The organism is Hyphococcus sp. D3-15 (assembly GCF_055809375.1).
In genome coordinates this window covers 3,726,973-3,745,724 of sequence record NZ_CM147910.1, presented here as the reverse complement: position 1 = coordinate 3,745,724, position 18,752 = coordinate 3,726,973, and the positions used below count along the sequence as shown (strand labels likewise).

Below are 18,752 nucleotides of genomic sequence, written 5' to 3'. Positions count from 1 at the left end.
CTTCTTTCGCGTGGAATTATAGCCGGATTATGACGCCGGGCCATAGCGGGCGCGCCAGTCTGCGGCGCGGGCGATGGCGCGCCTTGTCGTATCCCAGGAAATCCGCCGCTTCGCCTCCTCAAGGCTGACAAATTCCGCTTCGACGGCGTCATCGCCTGCCACCGGCTCGCCAGAAACCCATTCGGCCACATAGTCGATCATCAGCATATGCGGCGCGCCGGATTGGGGCGGCAATGCTTCGAACACGTCAAGCAGGCCCAGCACGTTGATATCGATGCGGGTTTCCTCGCGCACCTCGCGGGCGACGGCGGCTTCCAGCCGCTCTCCATATTCAAGGCCGCCGCCGGGGATCGACCACTGGCCCTTGAATGGCTCCTTGCCGCGGCGGATCACCAGCACCTCTTCGCCGCGGAACACCACAGCGCCGACGCCGGCGAAGATTTTCTCGCGGTCGCTCATGGTTTTCCTCTATGCTGGGCTTTGACAGGAACTTGGCATGTGCGGACGCTTTTACTTTAAATCGGCACCAGCGGAAGTCGCGGCGCTATTCGGTGTCGACGTGCGCGACAATTTTCCGCCGCGCTATAATATCTGTCCGACCCAGCCAGTGGCCGCTATCCGCCGGAATGAAATGCGCAAGCGCGAATATTCCCTGATGCGCTGGGGCTTTGTTCCGTCCTGGGCGAAAGGCGAATTTCTCGAAAATCTCGCAAAGCGGCCACTGATCAATGCGCGCAGTGAGACAGTGCTGGAAAAAGCGAGTTTCCGCAGCGCATTCAAGCGGCGCCGTTGCCTGGTGCCGGCTGACGGCTTCTATGAATGGCAAAGCAAGCCTGCAAAGGCGAAGCAGCCCTTCGCTATTCACAAGCGCAAGGAGGGGATGATCGGTTTCGCCGGCATCTGGGAGACGGCCGTTGATCCCGACGGCGGCGAAATCGATACGCTGGCGATCCTGACCACGTCGGCAGGGCCGGATTTGCGGGGGCTTCACAGCCGCGAGCCGGTCGTCATTGCGCCGGAATCCTTCAACCTGTGGCTTGAGGCTGACGAGCGGGATGTGAATGCGCTGCAAGGGCTCTTGGCGCCTGCGCCGGCCGGCTATTGGGCGTCCCACCCGGTCTCGACGGAAGTAAACTCCCCGCGCCATGACGGGCCGCAATTGATTGCGCCGCTTGCCGTTTAGTCGCGGCTTACCGGGTTTTCAGGAAAGCAAAGCTGTTCCCGGTCGCGCCAGTCCGTGGTGACGTAGTTGAGAATCAAAGATTTGCGCACGCCGGCGATCTCACGGCGTTCAAAGCCATGATATGTGTTGTCGCTCGGCACAAACGCTGTTGCGCTATTGGGTGTGAAGGGCGCGCGTTTGGCCCAGCTCTTGTCGCTATTGTAAATATCCGTGCCCAGATCGTCCTGACCTTCGCCATTGGGAAGGTAGATGAGCAGGGTTAGGCGTTTGACGCCAAGATCCGTATGAGGCTCAAGCCAGAAGCCGGTTACGTCTTGTGCGTATTCAATACGCAGGAACGTCCCGTCGATTTCGGTTTCAAAGAAAGCCTCTACCGCGCGGATCATTCGCGGCGCCTGAAATGCGTTGGCCAGCGCTGCGGCGCAGTCGAATTGCGCAATATTACCGGCATCTACATAGTGCCGCGTTTCATTGTGATATTCGCGTTTTCCAGACAGGTCGCCGACGCCGGAGACCGGGAATTCGAGGGAGGCGAAATCTGAGACAACATCCTTTGGCAGGACATTCCTGACTTGCCAATGTCGATAGGGCTCCTCAAAGCGCGTTGCGCGCCCTAACGCTGCGGCGAAGCTCGCGAAAATCCGGTCTTCCGTCGGTGCGGGTGTGAATTCGTGGTGAGCTTCGGCGCCAGCGCCCATTAAATCGCGTCCCGGCCGGTTTCTCCGGTTCTGATGCGAACAGCGTCGTCGATTGGCGACACGAAGATCTTGCCGTCGCCAATGCGCCCCGAATGCGCGGCGTTTTTGATCGCTTCGACGGCGCGTTCGACCACGCCGTCATCGACGACAAGCTCAATCTTCACTTTCGGCAGGAAGTCGACGACATATTCAGCGCCGCGATAAAGCTCCGTATGCCCCTTTTGTCGGCCAAAGCCGCGCACATCTGTGACGGTCATGCCCTGAAGGCCCGCTTCTTGAAGTGCTTCCTTTACATCGTCTAGTTTGAAAGGCTTGATGATCGCTTCGATTTTTTTCATGGCGGCTCGCGACGGTTACGTTTTGGCTTTTGCAGGAATTTGCTAAACTTTCATATAAGAGACGGCGCGTTAGGAAAGGTGTCAAGCGTGAACCCCTTTATTGTGTTGACTGCGAGCGAAATGCGCGCGGCTGAGGCTGCGGCGATCGGCGCGGGAACCGCTTCTGCGGCGTTAATGGAGGCGGCGGGCGGCAAAACCGCCGAAATCCTCCTGCGCGGCTGGACCAGGCGATCCGTCGCTGTGGTTTGCGGTCCGGGCAATAATGGCGGCGACGGTTTTGTGGTGGCGCGGGTGCTGGCGGAAGCCGGCTGGCCGGTGCGGGTTGCGCTGATTGGCGATCGGAACGGGCTCACCGGAGACGCCGCCCTCATGGCGGGGCTCTATGACGGCGATATTGACGCTTTTTCGCCGGACGCGCTGGCTGACGCCGGCCTGATCGTTGACGCTATCTTCGGAACGGGACTGGACCGCCCCGTTGAAGGGGAGGCGAAAACCGCGATCGAGGCGATCAATGCCCATCCTGCGCCGGTGCTTGCGGTCGATCTTCCCTCCGGCGTCAATGCAGATACGGGCGCAGTGATGGGGGTTGCTATACATGCGGCCCGAACGGTTGCCTTCCACGCAAGAAAGCCGGCTCACCTCCTGATGCCCGGGCGCGTCCTTTCTGGCGCGGTTGACATCGTCGATATCGGGATCAGCGACGAGGCCAGCACCGGCGCCGGTGCAAAGACATTTGAAAACCATCCTGCGTTGTGGGGCGGTCTCCTGCCGCGGCCGCAATGGGGTGGGCACAAATATCATCGCGGCGCCGTGATGGCTTTGTCTGGCGGACTACTCAATACAGGTGCGATCCGCCTCGCCGCAGAGGGCGCGTTGCGCGCGGGCGCGGGCCTTGTGACCATGCTCTCTCCGGCGGATGCAGCGTCTGTGCACGCAGCGCATCTGACCGCGATCATGTTGAGTATCGCCGACACCGCTGATCATGTTTCGGCGCATCTCGCTGACGCAGAGCGCGTCTCAATGTGTGTCGTTGCTGGCCCGGCCATGAGCGTCAGCGCGCTCACCCGCGAAAAGGTGCTGGCGGTGCTAGGAACCAAGGCCGCCGCTGTGCTTGATGCGGACGCTCTCACCAGTTTTGCAGACAATCCGCAAACATTGTTTTCAGCGCTTCGCGCTGATGATGTGTTGACGCCTCACAGCGGCGAGTTTGCACGGCTGTTTCCTGAGGAGATCAAGCTTGACGGCAAGCTCGCGGCGGCGCGCGCGGCGAGCGCGAAAGCCGGATGCGTTATTGTGCTGAAGGGGGCGGACACGGTGATCGCCGCGCCGGACGGTCGTGTGTTGATCAACGCCAATGCGCCGCCTGACCTCGCCACAGCCGGCGCAGGTGATGTCCTTGCCGGCTTTATCGCCGGGCTCCGCGCGCAAGGGATGGATGGCTTCGCAGCGGCTGCTGCGGGAGTCTGGCTCCATGGGGCGTGCGGGCAGGCGGCCGGTCCCGGCCTTACCGCCGAGGACCTGCCGGGCGCGCTGCCGGGTGTACTGCGACAGCTTTTTGCGCCGCCCCAGCAACAGATGCGCGAACCGTCGCCTCAGGCCGGCGCTGCGCAGCAATGAGCGCGGTTACGATCCGTCTGGCTGGCCCCGATGACGCTGCCGGGATTAATGCGGTCTACAATCCGTTCATTCGGGATACTGCGGTGACTTTTGAGACCGTGGAACACACCGATGCGGATCGCCGCCAGTGGTTTGCGGCCCGGGCGGGCGATCCGCGCCAGCCGGTTTTCGTGGCGGAGCAGGCGGGCCAGGTTGCGGGCTTTGCCTCGGCTTCAGCGTTCGATCCAAGGGGCGCTTATGAGACGTCGGTGAAAACCTCGGTCTTTCTGGCGCCGTCGGGGCAGGGCGCCGGCTTGGGGAAAAGGCTCTATGGCGCGCTTTTTGAGGCGCTTGGCGGCGCTGACGTGCACCGGGCCTACGGGCTCGTCGCCGCGCCAAACCCGGCCTCCGTTGCGCTGCACCTTTCCTGCGGATTCGCCCATATTTCGACCCTGAGCGAGGTCGGGCGCAAATTCGGCAGGTTTCACGACGTGATGTGGTTCGAAAAACGGCTGTGAGCCTCCGCTACGCCTCGACAGGGCGGTTTTCTCTGGTATAGAAGCCCGCTCGCATTTGGGGTCGCAGCTTACGCCGCGGCCCGTTTGCGTTTGCGAGCGTGGATTTGACGCTCGTTGTCCTGCGGATGTGGCGGAACTGGTAGACGCACCAGATTTAGGTTCTGGCGCCGAGAGGCGTGGAGGTTCGAGTCCTCTCATCCGCACCAGCTTCCGCCCTGATCGCGAGGGCGGATGTGACGACAAAGAGATGGTTTTACGGCCCTTTGGCCAGATGAGAGACGAGACAAGACATGGAAGTCATTGAGAAAAGCGCCGAAGGGCTTGATCGCCAGTTTCAGGTCAAAGTGACCGCAGCCGAGCTCGACGAAAAACTGCTCGCGCGCCTGAACGAGGTCAAAGGCCGCGTGAATCTGAAAGGCTTCCGCAAGGGCAAGGCGCCTGTCTCCTTCCTGAAGAAAATGTACGGCAAAGGGATGATGAGCGAAATCATCCAGGAGATCGTCAACGAGACATCTCAAAAAGCGTTCACAGATCGCGACCTTCAGCCTGCCGGTGCGCCGCGCCCTGAGCTTATCTCCAAGATCGACGATGTGATCGAGGGCAAGGCTGATCTGGAGTATGATCTGCATGCGGAAATTTTGCCCAGCTTCGAGCCTATGGATGTCGCCGGCCTGAAGCTCACCCGTCCGGTCGCAGAAGTGCCTGCCGCCGATATTGACGAGGCGCTGAACAACATCGCCGAACAGCAAACTTCTTACAAAGAGCGCGGCAAAACCGCGAAAGCGAAAGAAAAAGACCTGCTGGTGATCGACTTTGTCGGTAAAGTGGATGGCGAAGAATTCGCTGGCGGAAAAGGCGAGGGGATCGAGCTGGTGCTTGGTTCGAATTCCTTCATTCCCGGATTTGAAGACCAGCTTGTCGGCGCCAAGACCGGCGACGCCGTGGAAGTGAAAGTGACCTTCCCGGAAGACTACGGCTCAGCGGACCTGGCCGGAAAAGACGCGGTCTTTGATGTCACGGTGAATGAAGTCAAAGCGCCGGAGAAAGTCGAGATCGACGACGAACTCGCCAAGAAAGTCGGCCTTGAAAGCCTTGAAGATTTGAAATCCCGTTTGACGGAGCGTCTTGAAGGCGACTTCAAGCGTCAGTCGCGCGGTCATTTGAAGCGCTCTCTCCTCGATAAACTCGATGAAGGCCATAATTTCGAATTGCCGAAGGGCATGGTCGACGCAGAGTTTGAGCAGATTTGGCGTCAGGTCGAAGGCGCTGACCGCGACGACGAGGACAAAGACAAAACGGAAGACGAGTTGAAAGAAGAGTATCGCAAGATTGCTGAGCGCCGCGTGCGCCTCGGTCTCGTGCTCGCGGAAATCGGCAAGCGCGCGGATGTGCAGGTTCCCTCGGCGGAGCTGCAACAGGCGATCCAGCAGCAGGCGATCCGCGAGTCCCAATACTACCAGATGCAGGGACAGAACGTTTCTCCGCAGGATGTGCTGAAACTTTACCAGCAAAACCCCGGCGCGATTCAGCAATTGCGCGCGCCGCTATTCGAAGAAAAAGTCGTTGATTACATCATCGAGCGCGCCGAAGTGACGGACAAAACCGTCACCAAAGAAAAGCTGATGGAAGAGCCTGAAGGCGAAGAAGCGTTCGGCTAGGCTAGGCCGAACGCCACCTCTCGCAGAAATGGGTTTTGAATGACTCTCAGCCGTTTTGATCGGAAGTTCATCTTTATCGGCGGCGCCCATCGAAGTGGTACGACTTGGTTGGCGAATTTGCTGGCGGAGCATCCCGCGATCAGCGGTTTTCACGACACTAGCGCCCATATGGACGAAGGCCAGCACCTTCAGAGCGTCTATCCATCAACCAAAGGGTTAGGGAGTGACGCCTTTGGGCGTTTCGCCTTCGATCCCTTCGCCTATATGAACGAGAGTTCACGGTTTGCGGCCCCGGAAAAAGCTGACCGTCTGTTTTCTGAGTGGGCCGCGCATTGGGACCTTTCATGTCCAGTGCTGTTGGAGAAATCGCCGCCCAACTTGATTCGGATGCGCTATTTGCAAGCTTGTTTTCCGAACAGCTATTTTATTTTGATCACGCGCCATCCTATTGCTAGCTCGATAGCTACGAAAAAATACTGTCGTCGCAATCCGGTCGCAGGCATTTTGGCGAACTGGACCTTGGCGCATCGCGGTTTTCTTCGTGATCAGCCGCATCTGGGCCGTTCAATTATCGTCCGTTACGAGGACCTGGTAGAGCGGCCCAGTGAGGAGCTTGCGAGGCTGGCGCATTTTATGGGGCTTGAGCCGGACTTCAAAGCGCCCGGTGATGTGCGGGTTGGCATTAACGAAAAATATTTCGCGCAATGGCGAGATATTGCGGCAAAGCCGTTAGGCTGGGCGACCGTGGCGGCGGCCCGGGCCCTATATGAGCCGACATTCCGGCGTTTTGGCTATAGCCTCGAGGATGCCCAGTCTTGAGCGGCGTCCGCGCCCTCCAGGTTTGGTCGGGCCATTTTGAAACTTTATCGGACGAGCTTGGCGTTCGTTAACCCATTGCCGAGGAAAATCTTGCATTTTCAAAAGAATAACCCTCGCTTAAGCGGAGGGCGCTAAGGTTGAAAAAAGGGGCTGGCGCCTGTCGTTCGAGCCCCCATCTTAAGGAATTGGATTAACCAGCCGGACCCGCCTTTTCGCCGGCTGAACGAGTTGGAACGCCCCCGGGACGGCGCATTTGGGAATGGCCGGGCCCCGTAGTTTGAGAAAGAGGATGTCGATGAAAGACCCCCACGATATTTACATGAACACGCTCGTGCCGATCGTCGTCGAGCAGACCAGCCGGGGCGAGCGCTCTTACGACATCTATTCGCGGCTCTTGAAAGAGCGGATCATTTTCCTGTCTGGCCCGGTCCATGACGGGATTTCGACCCTCATTGTCGCGCAATTGCTGTTCCTTGAGGCGGAGAACCCGAAAAAGGAAATTTCCTTTTATATCAACTCTCCAGGCGGTTCGGTCTCGGCCGGCCTCGCCATGTATGACACCATGAAATTCATCCGCCCGGCGGTTTCCACCATGTGCGTCGGCATGGCGGCTTCCATGGGGTCGCTGCTGCTGACGGCCGGGGAAAAGGATATGCGGTTCTCGCTGCCCAATTCCCGGATCATGGTCCACCAGCCATCAGGCGGCTTCCAGGGACAAGCGTCCGATATTGAGCGCCACGCCCAGGATATCATCAAGATCAAGCGCCGGCTCAACGAAATCTATGTCGAGCACACTGGCCAGTCCTATGAAACTATTGAGAAAACCTTGGACCGTGACCATTTCATGGATCCGGAAGAGGCGGTCGGCTTCGGTCTGATCGACAAGGTCCTGAACGAACGTGCCGCAGCCGCGGAGGCGTAGAGACAAGATTCACCATATCCGTTAAGGCAATAAGGAAATGGTTCCTTGATTGGTTTGGGCGGAATATGGTCCTATGGCGAAAGGTTGAAGATGCCTTGGCGCCATTCGTGCAGCTTTGCCATGGCGCGGCCCAGCCGTCCCGGCGAGGGTGCGCAAAGGTGATAATTAGGCGCGGCCCCCAATTCGGGGATATTTTCGGCGCTGACGAAGGAGTGCGGTTATAGTGAGCAAGATCGGCGGCAAAAGCGGCGGCGGAGACGGGAAAAACACCCTCTACTGCTCATTCTGCGGCAAGAGTCAGCACGAGGTCAGAAAACTGATCGCGGGCCCGACAGTGTTCATCTGTGATGAATGCGTCGAGCTGTGCATGGACATCATCCGCGAAGAATCAAAATCGTCGCTGGTCAAGGCGAGCGACGGCGTTCCCAGCCCGCAACAGATCAGCAAGGTCCTCGACGATTACGTGATCGGTCAGCGACAGGCCAAACGCGTTCTCTCCGTCGCGGTGCACAACCATTACAAGCGCCTCAATCATGCGGCGAAAAATAATGATGTTGAACTTGCGAAGTCGAACATCCTGCTGATCGGTCCAACCGGTTCAGGTAAAACGCTTCTGGCGCAAACGCTCGCGCGGATTCTCGACGTACCTTTCACCATGGCTGATGCGACGACGCTCACCGAAGCAGGCTATGTTGGCGAAGACGTTGAAAACATCATTCTTAAACTGTTGCAGTCTGCGGACTACAATGTTGAGCGCGCCCAGCGCGGCATCGTCTATATTGACGAGGTCGACAAGATTTCGCGCAAATCCGACAATCCTTCCATCACTCGCGACGTATCAGGCGAGGGCGTTCAGCAGGCGCTGCTGAAGATCATGGAAGGCACGGTCGCATCGGTGCCGCCCCAGGGCGGACGCAAGCATCCGCAGCAGGAGTTCCTGCAAGTCGATACGACGAATATTCTGTTCATCGTTGGCGGCGCGTTTGCGGGTCTGGAAAAAGTCATTGCCGGTCGCGGTGAAGGTTCGTCGATTGGTTTCAGCGCTGAAGTGAAGAGTGCGGATGATCGCCGTATCGGCGCCATTCTTCAGGAAGTCGAGCCGGAAGACCTGTTGAAGTTTGGTCTCATTCCGGAATTCGTCGGACGTCTGCCGGTTATCGCCACGCTCGAAGATCTCGACGAGTCGGCGCTGATCCAGATCCTGACGACGCCGAAAAACGCGCTCATCAAGCAGTATCAGCGCTTGTTCGAAATGGAAGATGTGAAGCTCACCTTCACCGATGACGCGAAAGCCGCGATCGCCCGGCGCGCGATTGCGCGCAAAACCGGCGCTCGGGGATTGCGGTCGATCATGGAGGGCATCTTGCTCGATTCCATGTTTGAACTGCCGACCCTTGAAGGGGTGGTGGAAGTGGTCGTCAATGGCGAGGTCGTCGATGGCAACGCCAAGCCGCTTTATATTTACGCTGAACGCGACAAGCAGGCCCTGGAAGCAGACGCCAGCGCCTAAGCATTTAGCGGCCCATGACGTAATTGTGAAACGCCGCGCCGGGGCTCCTGGCGCGGCGTTTTCCACAAAAGGCGCCCTATTGCTTGGCCAAGCTTGAAATCACCCAAATTAGCGCCAAATTAACTCCAAGTTCGCCGCCGCTGTTGTATTGCGGTGGTTCCGTCATTTGGGCCCTCAGCGCTGCTGTTCGGCCCTGAGCGTAGCGGCTTTCGCAAAGCGTTGCGCAATTTGGCGAACCGCCGCCCTACTAGGGGCGAGCGCGAGAAGCAGGCGTGCGCCATATCGGGTGCGCCAACAGGAGTAATAAATGAGCGAGACCGTAACTTACCCAGTGCTGCCTTTGCGCGACATTGTCGTGTTCCCAGGGATGATCGTGCCGTTGTTTGTCGGCCGCGAGAAATCCGTGACGGCGCTCGAGAACGTCATGCAGAACGATCAGAAGATCCTTCTCGTCGCGCAGCGCGATGCGAGTGATGATGATCCTGAAGTCGAAGACATTTACGATATCGGCGTCATCGCTTCTGTGATGCAGTTGCTGAAATTGCCGGACGGCACCGTGAAGGTGCTGGTCGAAGGCGAGGCGCGGGCGAACATCAAGAATTATGTGCGCACCGACGAGTATTTTGAAGCAGAAGCCGCGTATCTGGAAGAAGGCGAAAGCGACGAGGCTGAGCTTGAAGCGCTCGCCCGCTCGGTGGTTACGCAATTTGAGTCCTATGTGAAGCTCAACAAGCGCGTGCCGCCTGAGGTGATCGTTTCGATCAGCCAGATTGAAGAATACGCAAAGCTGGCTGACACCGTCGCTTCTCATCTCAACATCAAGATTCACGAAAAGCAGGAATTGCTTGAGATCGCCGGCGTCGCTGAGCGCCTTGAGCGCGTCTACGCGCTGATGGAAGGCGAAATGAGCGTTCTGCAAGTTGAGAAAAAGATCCGCAATCGCGTCAAACGCCAAATGGAGAAGACGCAACGCGAATATTATCTCAATGAGCAGATGAAGGCGATCCAGAAAGAGCTTGGCGAGTCCGATGACGGCCGCGATGAGCTTTCTGAGATTGAAGACAAGATCAAGAAAACGAAACTCACCAAGGAAGCGCGCGCCAAGGCTGAGGGCGAGCTTAAAAAGCTGCGCCAGATGAGCCCGATGTCGGCGGAATCCACGGTTGTGCGCAACTATCTTGATTGGCTGACGTCAATTCCGTGGAGCAACCGGTCCAAAGTGAAGAACGACCTCGCCAAGGCGGAAAAAATTCTGGATACGGATCATTATGGTCTGGAGAAGGTCAAAGAGCGCATTGTCGAATATCTCGCCGTGCAAAAGCGGATGAACAAGCTGAAAGGCCCGATCCTCTGCCTCGTCGGCCCGCCAGGCGTCGGCAAGACCTCGCTTGGCAAGTCTATCGCTGAAGCCACGGGCCGCGAATTTGTGCGGGTGTCGCTGGGCGGCGTCCGTGACGAGGCGGAGATCCGTGGTCACCGGCGCACTTATATCGGTTCGATGCCCGGCAAGATCATCCAGTCGATGAAGAAAGCGAAGAAATCGAACCCGCTCTTCCTGCTCGATGAAATCGACAAGATGGGCCAGGATTTCCGCGGCGATCCCGCGTCTGCGCTGCTGGAGGTTCTTGATCCGGAGCAGAACTCAACCTTTGCGGACCACTATCTGGAAGTCGACTATGACCTCTCCGATGTGATGTTCATCACGACAGCGAACTCACTAAACATGCCGCAACCGCTGCTGGACCGGATGGAGATTATCCGGATTCCAGGGTATACGGAGGATGAGAAGCTCGAGATCGCCAAACGCCACCTGCTTCCCAAGTTGATGGAAAACCATGGGCTGAAGGGTGACGAGTGGAAGATTGACGATGCCGGTCTCGCCCTGCTGATCCGCCGCTATACGCGTGAAGCGGGCGTGCGCTCGCTTGAGCGCGAGCTTTCGAAACTCGCCCGTAAAGCGGTGCGCGATCTCGAAACCGGCGCTGCGGAGAAGGTGCTGGTCACCACAGAAAATCTCGCAGATTACGCCGGCGTGCCGAAATACAGGTATGGCGAGATCGACCGCGAAGACCAGGTCGGGATCATTACAGGCTTGGCATGGACCTCTGTCGGCGGCGATATTCTCACCATCGAGGCGGTGAAAATGCCGGGCAAAGGCAAGATCACGCCGACCGGCAACCTCAAGGATGTGATGAAGGAGTCCGTTTCGGCAGCGGCGTCTTATGTCAAAAGCCGCAGTGTCGAGTTCGGCATAGAACCGCCGGTCTTCGAAAAGACGGATATCCATATCCACGTTCCCGAAGGGGCGACCCCGAAAGACGGGCCATCGGCCGGCGTCGCCATGGCTACGGCGATCGTGTCGGTGTTGACCGGTATTCCGGTGCACAAGGATATCGCCATGACGGGCGAGATTTCCCTGCGCGGCCGGGTGCTCGCCATTGGCGGGCTCAAGGAAAAGCTGCTGGCGGCGCTCCGGGCAGGGGTCAAAACCGTGCTGATTCCGGAAGAAAACGAGAAGGATCTCGCGGACATCCCGGATAATGTGAAGCAGGGCCTGAAAATCATTCCGGTTACAACCGTGGATGATGTGCTCGCGCACGCGCTGACACAAAAGCTCACGCCGATTGAGTGGACCGAGCCAGTCGAGCCTGCGCCCTCCACCGAGGCTGGCGATGGCGCGTCTGTGGTGACCCACTAGGCGCCCTTTCAAGGACCCTTTTCGGGTCAAAACGAATCGGCCGCTCCCTTCGGAGGGCGGCTTTTTTGTTGAAAGCCCTGAATTTCCGCCATTTTTCGCAATTGCGAAGGAGTTTTTCTTTGCAAAAATAGGGAACAATAACAGCCGCTTAGGTGGGGTGTGGAAAGGAAACCCTTATTTTACGCCATTTTTCCTTGGCTTTGATTGCGGGCGCCCGCGTAAAATCAGGGGCAGGTCGCAGTTTTCAATTCCCGAAACAATGAAAGGCCGGAGGAATGAACAAAAACGAATTTATCGACCGTGTCGCTGACATGGCGGATATGAGCAAATCCGAGGCGGCGAAAGCCGTAGACGCGGTGTTTGACGCGATCACCAATGCGCTCAAGGCGGGCGACGATGTGCGCCTCGTCGGCTTCGGCACCTTTACGGCTGCCGCGCGCAAGGCTCGCGAAGGGCGCAACCCGCGCACCGGCGAAACCATCCAGATTCCGGCGTCGACCCAGCCGAAATTCTCTGCCGGCAAAGGCCTTAAAGACGCGCTCAACTAGGCGCGAAGACCATTTCGAAAAAACGCCGGCGCAGATTTGCGCCGGCGTTTTTCTTTGTGCGCATTTTGGGCCCGTATTTCACCACGACGCATTGATCCTGCGGGGCCTCCGCGCTAGGAGTTGCGCCCCGCAGATATGCGCGGGCACGGGCGGTTAGCTCAGCTGGTAGAGCATCTCGTTTACACCGAGAGGGTCGGCGGTTCGAACCCGTCACCGCCCACCATTTTCGCAGAGGCGACCAGCGCCCTGCGCCGATTTTCCAGCATTTCATCGGGCCGTCTTTCTGCCGCCTCCCGGCATTTTGCTTGAAACGGCACAATTTATTACCTTCGATGGCCCTTTTGGGCGGAGTTTGCCTTGGTCGCTTGATCGTCGAGCCGGAGAGGTTGCATCACTATCATCGAAGCCAGCAAGCAGGCGCCTAAAATGCAAAAACTCGTTACAAGCCTCAAAGCGCGCTCAACCGGCATGTTGGGCACCTGGGTGAAAATTCCCGCGCTGGAGACGGTGGAAATGCTTGCGCGCGCGGGCTTTGACTTCGTCGTCATCGATATGGAGCATGCGCCGCACTCTTTGAGCGAGATGTATCGCTTCGTATTTGCAGCGCAAGCGCTTGGCATGTTTGCGGTCGTGCGGATGTCTGATCCTGAAAGTCCTGACGCGCAGCGCATACTCGATGCTGGTGCGGATGGCGTTCTTATTCCCCGTGTCACCTCTCCGGCGATCGCAGCGGCGCTGACTGAGAAAATGGTGTTCAGCCCGCGCGGCAAGCGCGGCCTCGGTCTCACATCGCGTGCAGGTGGTTGGGGGACGGTTTCGATGCCGGAGTATGTTGCTCGCGGCGACGATGAGTGCTTGCGCATGCCCCAACTCGAAGACTGGGAAGCGCTCAACGAGGTGGAGGCGTTTGCTGCGCTCGACCATGTAAACGGACTATTTCTCGGGCTTGGAGACCTTCAGCTTTCGAGCGGGAGGTCCCCTTCAGATCCCCAGGTGCAGGATCTGGTCAAAAATGTCGTTGCGGTTTGCAAGAAAGCCGGCGTGTTTTCCGGTATTGCCGCCGGTAGCCCGGAAGAGGGGCGGCGATATCTTGATCTCGGCTATTCGCTTGTAATGGTCAGCAATGATGCTTCGATTTTCGCCCGCGCAGCGTCCGATATGGTTAAGCGCACATTGGCTGACTGATTTTAGCGCCGTGATGCGGAGGCATGTTGCAGCGCAGCGTTTGACCCCTCCGGCGCCCAAATTTTACGTGCCCGGCACTTCTTCGCATTTGTGTTGACCCGTCGCCCGGAAAACCCGGACGGTGTCCTCAAACCAATAAGGCAAAGGGACCGTAACGGTTTGAAGGTCCTGAAAAAAGGAGCGGCTAGTGAAATACCGAGGAGCTCAATTCGGTCGAGGCGTTTTTGCTGCGGCGTGCCTCCTGCTGCTTGGCGCCTGCGCCTCTTCGACGCCGCCCGCGCCGCAAGAGCCTTTTCGTGTGCATGGCAATAAGGTGACGCTGGAAATCGCGCCGGTGCTGCTTGCTTCGGACCGGGTTTATCCCAAGCCGTCGACCGTCAAAATGGGCGGCATTCCCAACCTGTTTGGCGAGCCGCCAATTCCCGGTTTTGGCGAGCCGGGCGTTGCGGATGTGGCGACGCATGCGGAGACCCAAGGGCTTCGCTATTCGGTGAAGAACCCGGATTTGCGCATCATCATGACAGTGTCGGAAGGGTTGTACCGGATTGTCGGGCGCAAATCTGCGGGCATCAGCGAGCTCTCTGATTTGCGCGGCAAGCGTATCGCGACCATTCCAAACACCTCATCCGCTTTCTTCCTTCACAACATGCTTAAATCTGTCGGCATGACTGAGGCGGACGTCACGATCGTCCGCATCCTGCCATTGAGCGATATGCCGAAAGCGCTGGCGAATGGTGATGTAGATGCGGTGACAATCTGGGAGCCGGAGATTGAGAACGCCGCACACGCCATTGGCGATGACGCGATCGAATTCGACGGGCGCGACATATATCGGGAGATCTTCAGTCTCAATACGACTGCGGCCAATCTCGCCGATCCCGAAAAGCGCGCGCAGATAAAAGAATATGTCGAAGCAGTTGTTGAAGCATCGGCGATGATCCGGGAAGACCCGAGCATAGTCTGGCCATTGGTTGCGGAGTCTACTGGATTCGCCCCCGACCTTATTGCGCGCTCATGGAAGCACCAGGCCTATCCCGGCGTCATGGTTCCGGATTTGCTTGATGTTCTCGAGAAAGAAGAAAAGTGGCTTGCCGAGATTGATGATCGCCCGGCGCGCTCGCGTGAAGAGCTTTCGACGCTAATTGACGACAGCATCATTCGTGAAGTGCTGGGGAGCGGTAAGCTCATTATGAACAAAGCCTCGGCACAATTTCTTGTAATGTTACGAAGCGGCCTCGCTGGCGCGGCGGTGGTTTTTGCGGCGGTCATTTTGCTGTCCGCTTGTGGCAGAGCAGATGATGCGCCGAAGGCGCCAACGCCTGTCGAAAGCGAAGATGCAGCGCGGATCGCGGTGTTATCCGCCGACGCCGAGAATGTGCAGTCGGTTCGTGACATCAAGCGATTGCAACACACATTTGCCCATTACGCAGAAGCGGGCGACTGGCGCGCAATGGCGGGGCTCTTTTCAGACGATGGTCGATACCTGACTTCCGGACAGGAAATTTCCGGTGCAGACGCTCTTTATACGCATTTTCGTGAAGAATTGGGGGCGGGTGCAGAGACGCTCTCCGCCGATCGCTTGAATATTCGCCTGTTCCTGTCGCCGGTCGTGACCTTGGCTGCAGATGGAATGTCCGCGAAAGGCCGCTGGCACGAAGTCGCAATGCTGGGACGGTATGAAGAGGATGCGTTTTGGAAGGGCGGCATCTACGAAAACGAATATGTGCGGGTTAATGGCGAATGGAAGATCGCGACGCTGCATTATTATCCGCAATATGCCGGGCCTTACGACAAAGGTTGGCGCAATGTCGCCGAAATGGTGCCGCTGACGCCTTATCATTATACGGCTGATGAAGCGGGTGCGCCGACGCCGCTTATCGCAAAGCCTCGGGACATACCGGAAAGCAGGGTCAATGCGGCGCAGATGACGACGCGTGCTGGTGCGATCGCCGAGGGGTTGCTTGACGAAAGCGCCGTGCAGAATCTGCAAGCCGCATATGGATACTATATTGATCGCAAGATGTGGGACGACCTCGCGGATCTGTTCACGGATGATGCGAGCTACGACGTTGCCGGGGAGGGGCGCTATCAGGGGCGCGGCGCAATTCGCAAACGCTTCTCCGATCTCGGCGAGGCGGGGTTGCATGAAGGCGAGCTCAACGATCATTTGCAGCTGGACCCGGTGATCACGCTGTCGCCGGACCGCCGGACGGCATCCATACGCGGGTTTGAATTGCAAATGACCGGGCGGCATGGCGCGGAGTCTGGTTGGGCCTTCGGCGTTTTTGATAATGTTTATGTCAAAGTGGATGGCGTCTGGAAAATTCAGGCGGTGAATATCTATCCGCGCTTTTCTGCAGACTATAATATCGGCTGGGCGCGCGCATTATTGCCGGCAACGCTGGCGGGAATTATCGCCCCTGAAGCGTCTGCGCTGGCGAGCGCGGAATATCCTGCGCATAGCAGCCCTGAAATCAATTTCCCCGCAAAGCCAACGCGTTCAGCGATTTCGAGCGAGCTTTCGCTTGATGAGATCGAGCGCAAGCTCGCCATTGCGAAGGCCTATGATGGAGCGGAAAATGTTTCTGACGCTTATGGCTACTATATTGATGAGTTCAAATGGGACGGCACGGCGGACCTCTTCTCCGAGGATGGCTGGAAAGAGCTTTCCTATATTGGCGCGTATTACGGGCGTGAGCGCGTTCGCGGATCATTGTTCTCGCGCTATGGTGATCGTGGCAGAACCTCTTCGTTCATGGCCATTCACCAGAAAACCCAGCCCTTTGTCACTGTTGCGCAGGACGGAAAGAGCGCACAAATCCGTTTGCGCCTGTTCCAGTTCAACAGTCAGTATGATGGCGATGGTTCATATATTTCCGGCATTTACGAAAACCAGGTGAAGCTCGAAGACGGCCTCTGGAAAATCGCCGGCATGGATCTCGATTATGTTTTCCTCGCCAATTACACGGGCGGTTGGGCGGCGGTTGAAGAGGGCTCCGCGAAGCGCTTCGCGCCGACACCGGAAAGCGTTGCGAAATACCCGCCTGATGGCCCATTGCGCGGCGTCACCTTTGCGCCATTCCCGGAAATTGCGCCAATGGGTTTTCATTTCAACAATCCAGTGAGCGGACGCGCGCCCGTAGTAAAACTCGATTGGCAGATTTCTACGCGCCCGGGCGACGAGAATGGCGATGCGGGCGCGCTCACTGACGCGCCATCAGCTTCGGAGTAAAAAGTGTATCTAAAGGACGACCCCCGATCGAAACTCGCCGCCAAAGGCGCTACCGCCACATCAGCTGATGGCGGTGAAGCATATTCGCCTGCGGTATATGCGCGATTTTATGAAACGCCGCCCCAAGAGTCCGACGAAGTGAAGCAAACCTGGTATGCGCGTGGGCAGAACTTTATTGTCGCCTATTCGAAAGCGGAAGCGGGCGCTCGCTTTTTGCGGCGGGACCAGCCGGACGAATTTGTGCTTATTCTCCCCGAGGCAGAGAGCAGGGCGGTTGTCACAGCGGGCGGCGAAACGAAAGAAATCGCCGGCTACTCCCTGACGGTGGTCCCTCCCGGAGATAGCGAGATTGAAATTCTGGCGGGCGGAGAGGTCATCAGATTGATTTCGACGCGCTCAGCGGACATCGCCGCGATGTGCTCAAATGCGTCAGACTATAACAAGCCTCACCCACATATTCCGGCATTCGAAAGCTGGCCCGAACCGCCGGACGGTTACAAGATCCGCAGCTATAGTCTGGATGTTGCAGACGAGCCGGGCCGCTTCGGTAAAATCTGGCGTTGCACAACTTTCATGGTGAATGTGTTCCCGCCACAGCTCGGCCCGCGCGACCCGTCGAAATTGTCGCCGCATCATCACGATGAGTTTGAACAATGCTCGCTCGTAATCGGCGGCTCCTATGTTCATCATTTGCGTTGGCCGTGGACCGCAAATTTAGCGGACTGGCTGCCGGATGATCATGAGCAATGCGGCGCGCCGTCGGTTACAGTGATCCCGCCAAAGGCCATACATACGTCAGCGGCGGTTGATCCCGGCGTCAATTTGCTCATCGACATTTTTTCACCGCCCCGGGAAGATTTTTCCAACATGGAGGGCTGGGTTCTTAACGCATCAGAGTATCCGGCGCGAAAATGACTTACCAGGTTGCGACGGAAAAGGCAGGAAGCGAAACCGTGAGCGGTGTTGAAGACAACATTGCGCCGGTGGTCGATTGCCATGCGCATATCTTCCAAGCGGATATGCCGCTTAGCAGCAATGCGTGGACGCGAACGGACTACTCATTCACCGCTGATGACTATCTAGCATTGCTGGACAAATATGGCATTCATTTTGGCATTATTTCCGGCCTGAGTATTTCCGGCCTGTACAACGACTATATGATTTCGGAATTGCGCAAGCACAAGCGATTGCGCGGTACGGCTATCGTCGCGCCAACGACGGACAGATACTCGCTAGAACGCATGCGCGATGATGGAATCATCGGCATTCGCCTCCAGCTTGCGCGGATGGCGGAACTGCCGGATTTTCGCAGCGAAGAATACAATTTGCTGTTCCGCCGCGTACGCGATCTTGACTGGCATGTGCACGTAGCGATTGAAGGACCTCTTTTGCCTCCGGTGCTTGAAGCGCTGGAGGAGAGCGGCGTTAAAGTCGTAATCGATCATTTCGGACATCCGGATCCAAAGCTTGGAGTGCAATGCCCGGGATTTAAGGCGATGCTTGCTGCTGTTGATCGCGGCAACACCTGGGTCAAGCTCTCTGGCGGATTTCGCTTGCTTGGCACTGCCGCCTGGAGAACCAATCCGGAAGGCGATGCAGACGAAATCGCCTCGACGCTTGCGACCGCGTTGTTGTCGCATGCAGGGCCGGAGCGCCTGTTGTGGGGAAGCGATTGTCCGTTCGTTGGGTATGAAGGCCGTATTGCTTTCGACCACGCGCTTGAACGTTTCCGCTGCTGGGTGCCGGATCCGCAAATGCGTTGGCGTATCTCTCAAACGGCGCTTCAGCTTTATTTTGGTTAATCGACTTCTGATTAGGGCGAACAAGTAAAAGAAGGAGATTGCGGG

The 18,752-nt window shown here is 57.7% G+C and carries 16 protein-coding genes and 2 tRNA genes; 15 read left to right on the top strand and 3 right to left on the bottom strand.

Annotation, left to right across the window (positions count from 1 at the left end; genetic code table 11):
• Positions 1–27 precede the first annotated feature (27 nt).
• Positions 28–459 carry an NUDIX hydrolase gene (locus AC0L8G_RS17980; RefSeq protein WP_473385529.1) on the bottom strand — a complete coding sequence of 144 codons (432 nt, stop codon included), beginning with the start codon at positions 457–459 and terminating at the stop codon, positions 28–30.
• Between the two features lie 37 nt (positions 460–496).
• Here AC0L8G_RS17980 and AC0L8G_RS17975 point away from each other — a divergent pair, with 37 nt between their 5' ends.
• Positions 497–1,183 (top strand): SOS response-associated peptidase, encoded by a 687-nt coding sequence (locus AC0L8G_RS17975; RefSeq protein WP_473385528.1) that lies wholly within the window; start codon positions 497–499, stop codon positions 1,181–1,183.
• On the opposite strand, the gene AC0L8G_RS17970 is transcribed toward AC0L8G_RS17975, so the two are convergent.
• Both AC0L8G_RS17970 and AC0L8G_RS17965 read right to left on the bottom strand, forming a co-directional pair.
• Positions 1,180–1,881, bottom strand: coding sequence for a 2OG-Fe(II) oxygenase (locus AC0L8G_RS17970; RefSeq protein WP_473385527.1), 702 nt, complete (start codon positions 1,879–1,881; stop codon positions 1,180–1,182). The genes AC0L8G_RS17975 and AC0L8G_RS17970 overlap by 4 nt on opposite strands.
• The gene (locus AC0L8G_RS17965; RefSeq protein WP_473385526.1) at positions 1,881–2,219 is read right to left on the bottom strand and encodes a P-II family nitrogen regulator; all 339 of its coding nucleotides are present in this window, start codon (positions 2,217–2,219) and stop codon (positions 1,881–1,883) included. The genes AC0L8G_RS17970 and AC0L8G_RS17965 overlap by 1 nt, the downstream gene beginning before the upstream one ends.
• An 87-nt stretch (positions 2,220–2,306) precedes the next feature.
• On the opposite strand from AC0L8G_RS17965, the gene AC0L8G_RS17960 reads away from it, so the two are divergent.
• From AC0L8G_RS17960 to AC0L8G_RS17895, 14 genes are all read left to right on the top strand, one after another.
• A complete protein-coding gene (locus tag AC0L8G_RS17960; protein ID WP_473385525.1) occupies positions 2,307–3,836 on the top strand; it encodes an NAD(P)H-hydrate dehydratase in 1,530 nt (509 codons plus the stop codon).
• Positions 3,833–4,333, top strand: a complete 501-nt coding sequence (locus tag AC0L8G_RS17955; RefSeq protein ID WP_473385524.1) for a GNAT family N-acetyltransferase — start codon at positions 3,833–3,835, stop codon at positions 4,331–4,333. The genes AC0L8G_RS17960 and AC0L8G_RS17955 overlap by 4 nt, the downstream gene beginning before the upstream one ends.
• A 121-nt stretch (positions 4,334–4,454) precedes the next feature.
• A tRNA-Leu gene (locus AC0L8G_RS17950) sits at positions 4,455–4,539 on the top strand.
• A gap of 84 nt (positions 4,540–4,623) precedes the next feature.
• Positions 4,624–5,991 (top strand): trigger factor, encoded by a 1,368-nt coding sequence (gene tig / locus AC0L8G_RS17945; protein ID WP_473385523.1) that lies wholly within the window; start codon positions 4,624–4,626, stop codon positions 5,989–5,991.
• Positions 5,992–6,030: 39 nt separating this feature from the next.
• Positions 6,031–6,810: a sulfotransferase family protein gene (locus tag AC0L8G_RS17940; RefSeq protein ID WP_473385522.1), complete on the top strand. Its 780-nt coding sequence runs from the start codon at positions 6,031–6,033 to the stop codon at positions 6,808–6,810.
• Between the two features lie 295 nt (positions 6,811–7,105).
• The gene (locus AC0L8G_RS17935) at positions 7,106–7,732 is read left to right on the top strand and encodes an ATP-dependent Clp protease proteolytic subunit (protein WP_473385521.1); all 627 of its coding nucleotides are present in this window, start codon (positions 7,106–7,108) and stop codon (positions 7,730–7,732) included.
• Positions 7,733–7,955: 223 nt separating this feature from the next.
• On the top strand, positions 7,956–9,242 hold the full coding sequence (clpX, locus tag AC0L8G_RS17930) for an ATP-dependent Clp protease ATP-binding subunit ClpX (protein WP_473385520.1): 1,287 nt from the start codon (positions 7,956–7,958) through the stop codon (positions 9,240–9,242).
• A 307-nt stretch (positions 9,243–9,549) separates the two neighbouring features.
• Entirely contained in the window at positions 9,550–11,940 is a 2,391-nt protein-coding gene (gene lon, locus AC0L8G_RS17925) for an endopeptidase La (RefSeq protein WP_473385519.1), read from the top strand.
• Positions 11,941–12,215: 275 nt separating this feature from the next.
• The gene (locus AC0L8G_RS17920; RefSeq protein ID WP_473385518.1) at positions 12,216–12,488 is read left to right on the top strand and encodes an HU family DNA-binding protein; all 273 of its coding nucleotides are present in this window, start codon (positions 12,216–12,218) and stop codon (positions 12,486–12,488) included.
• 147 nt (positions 12,489–12,635) lie between these two features.
• Positions 12,636–12,711: transfer RNA gene (locus AC0L8G_RS17915), tRNA-Val, on the top strand.
• A gap of 203 nt (positions 12,712–12,914) precedes the next feature.
• Positions 12,915–13,673 (top strand): HpcH/HpaI aldolase family protein, encoded by a 759-nt coding sequence (locus AC0L8G_RS17910; protein WP_473385517.1) that lies wholly within the window; start codon positions 12,915–12,917, stop codon positions 13,671–13,673.
• 187 nt (positions 13,674–13,860) lie between these two features.
• Complete coding sequence (locus AC0L8G_RS17905) at positions 13,861–16,905, top strand: nuclear transport factor 2 family protein (protein ID WP_473385516.1); 3,045 nt, start codon at positions 13,861–13,863, stop codon at positions 16,903–16,905.
• Positions 16,906–16,908: 3 nt separating this feature from the next.
• Positions 16,909–17,820 (top strand): cupin domain-containing protein, encoded by a 912-nt coding sequence (locus tag AC0L8G_RS17900; protein WP_473385515.1) that lies wholly within the window; start codon positions 16,909–16,911, stop codon positions 17,818–17,820.
• Positions 17,821–17,858: 38 nt separating this feature from the next.
• Positions 17,859–18,707 carry an amidohydrolase family protein gene (locus AC0L8G_RS17895; RefSeq protein WP_473385514.1) on the top strand — a complete coding sequence of 283 codons (849 nt, stop codon included), beginning with the start codon at positions 17,859–17,861 and terminating at the stop codon, positions 18,705–18,707.
• Positions 18,708–18,752: the final 45 nt, after the last annotated feature.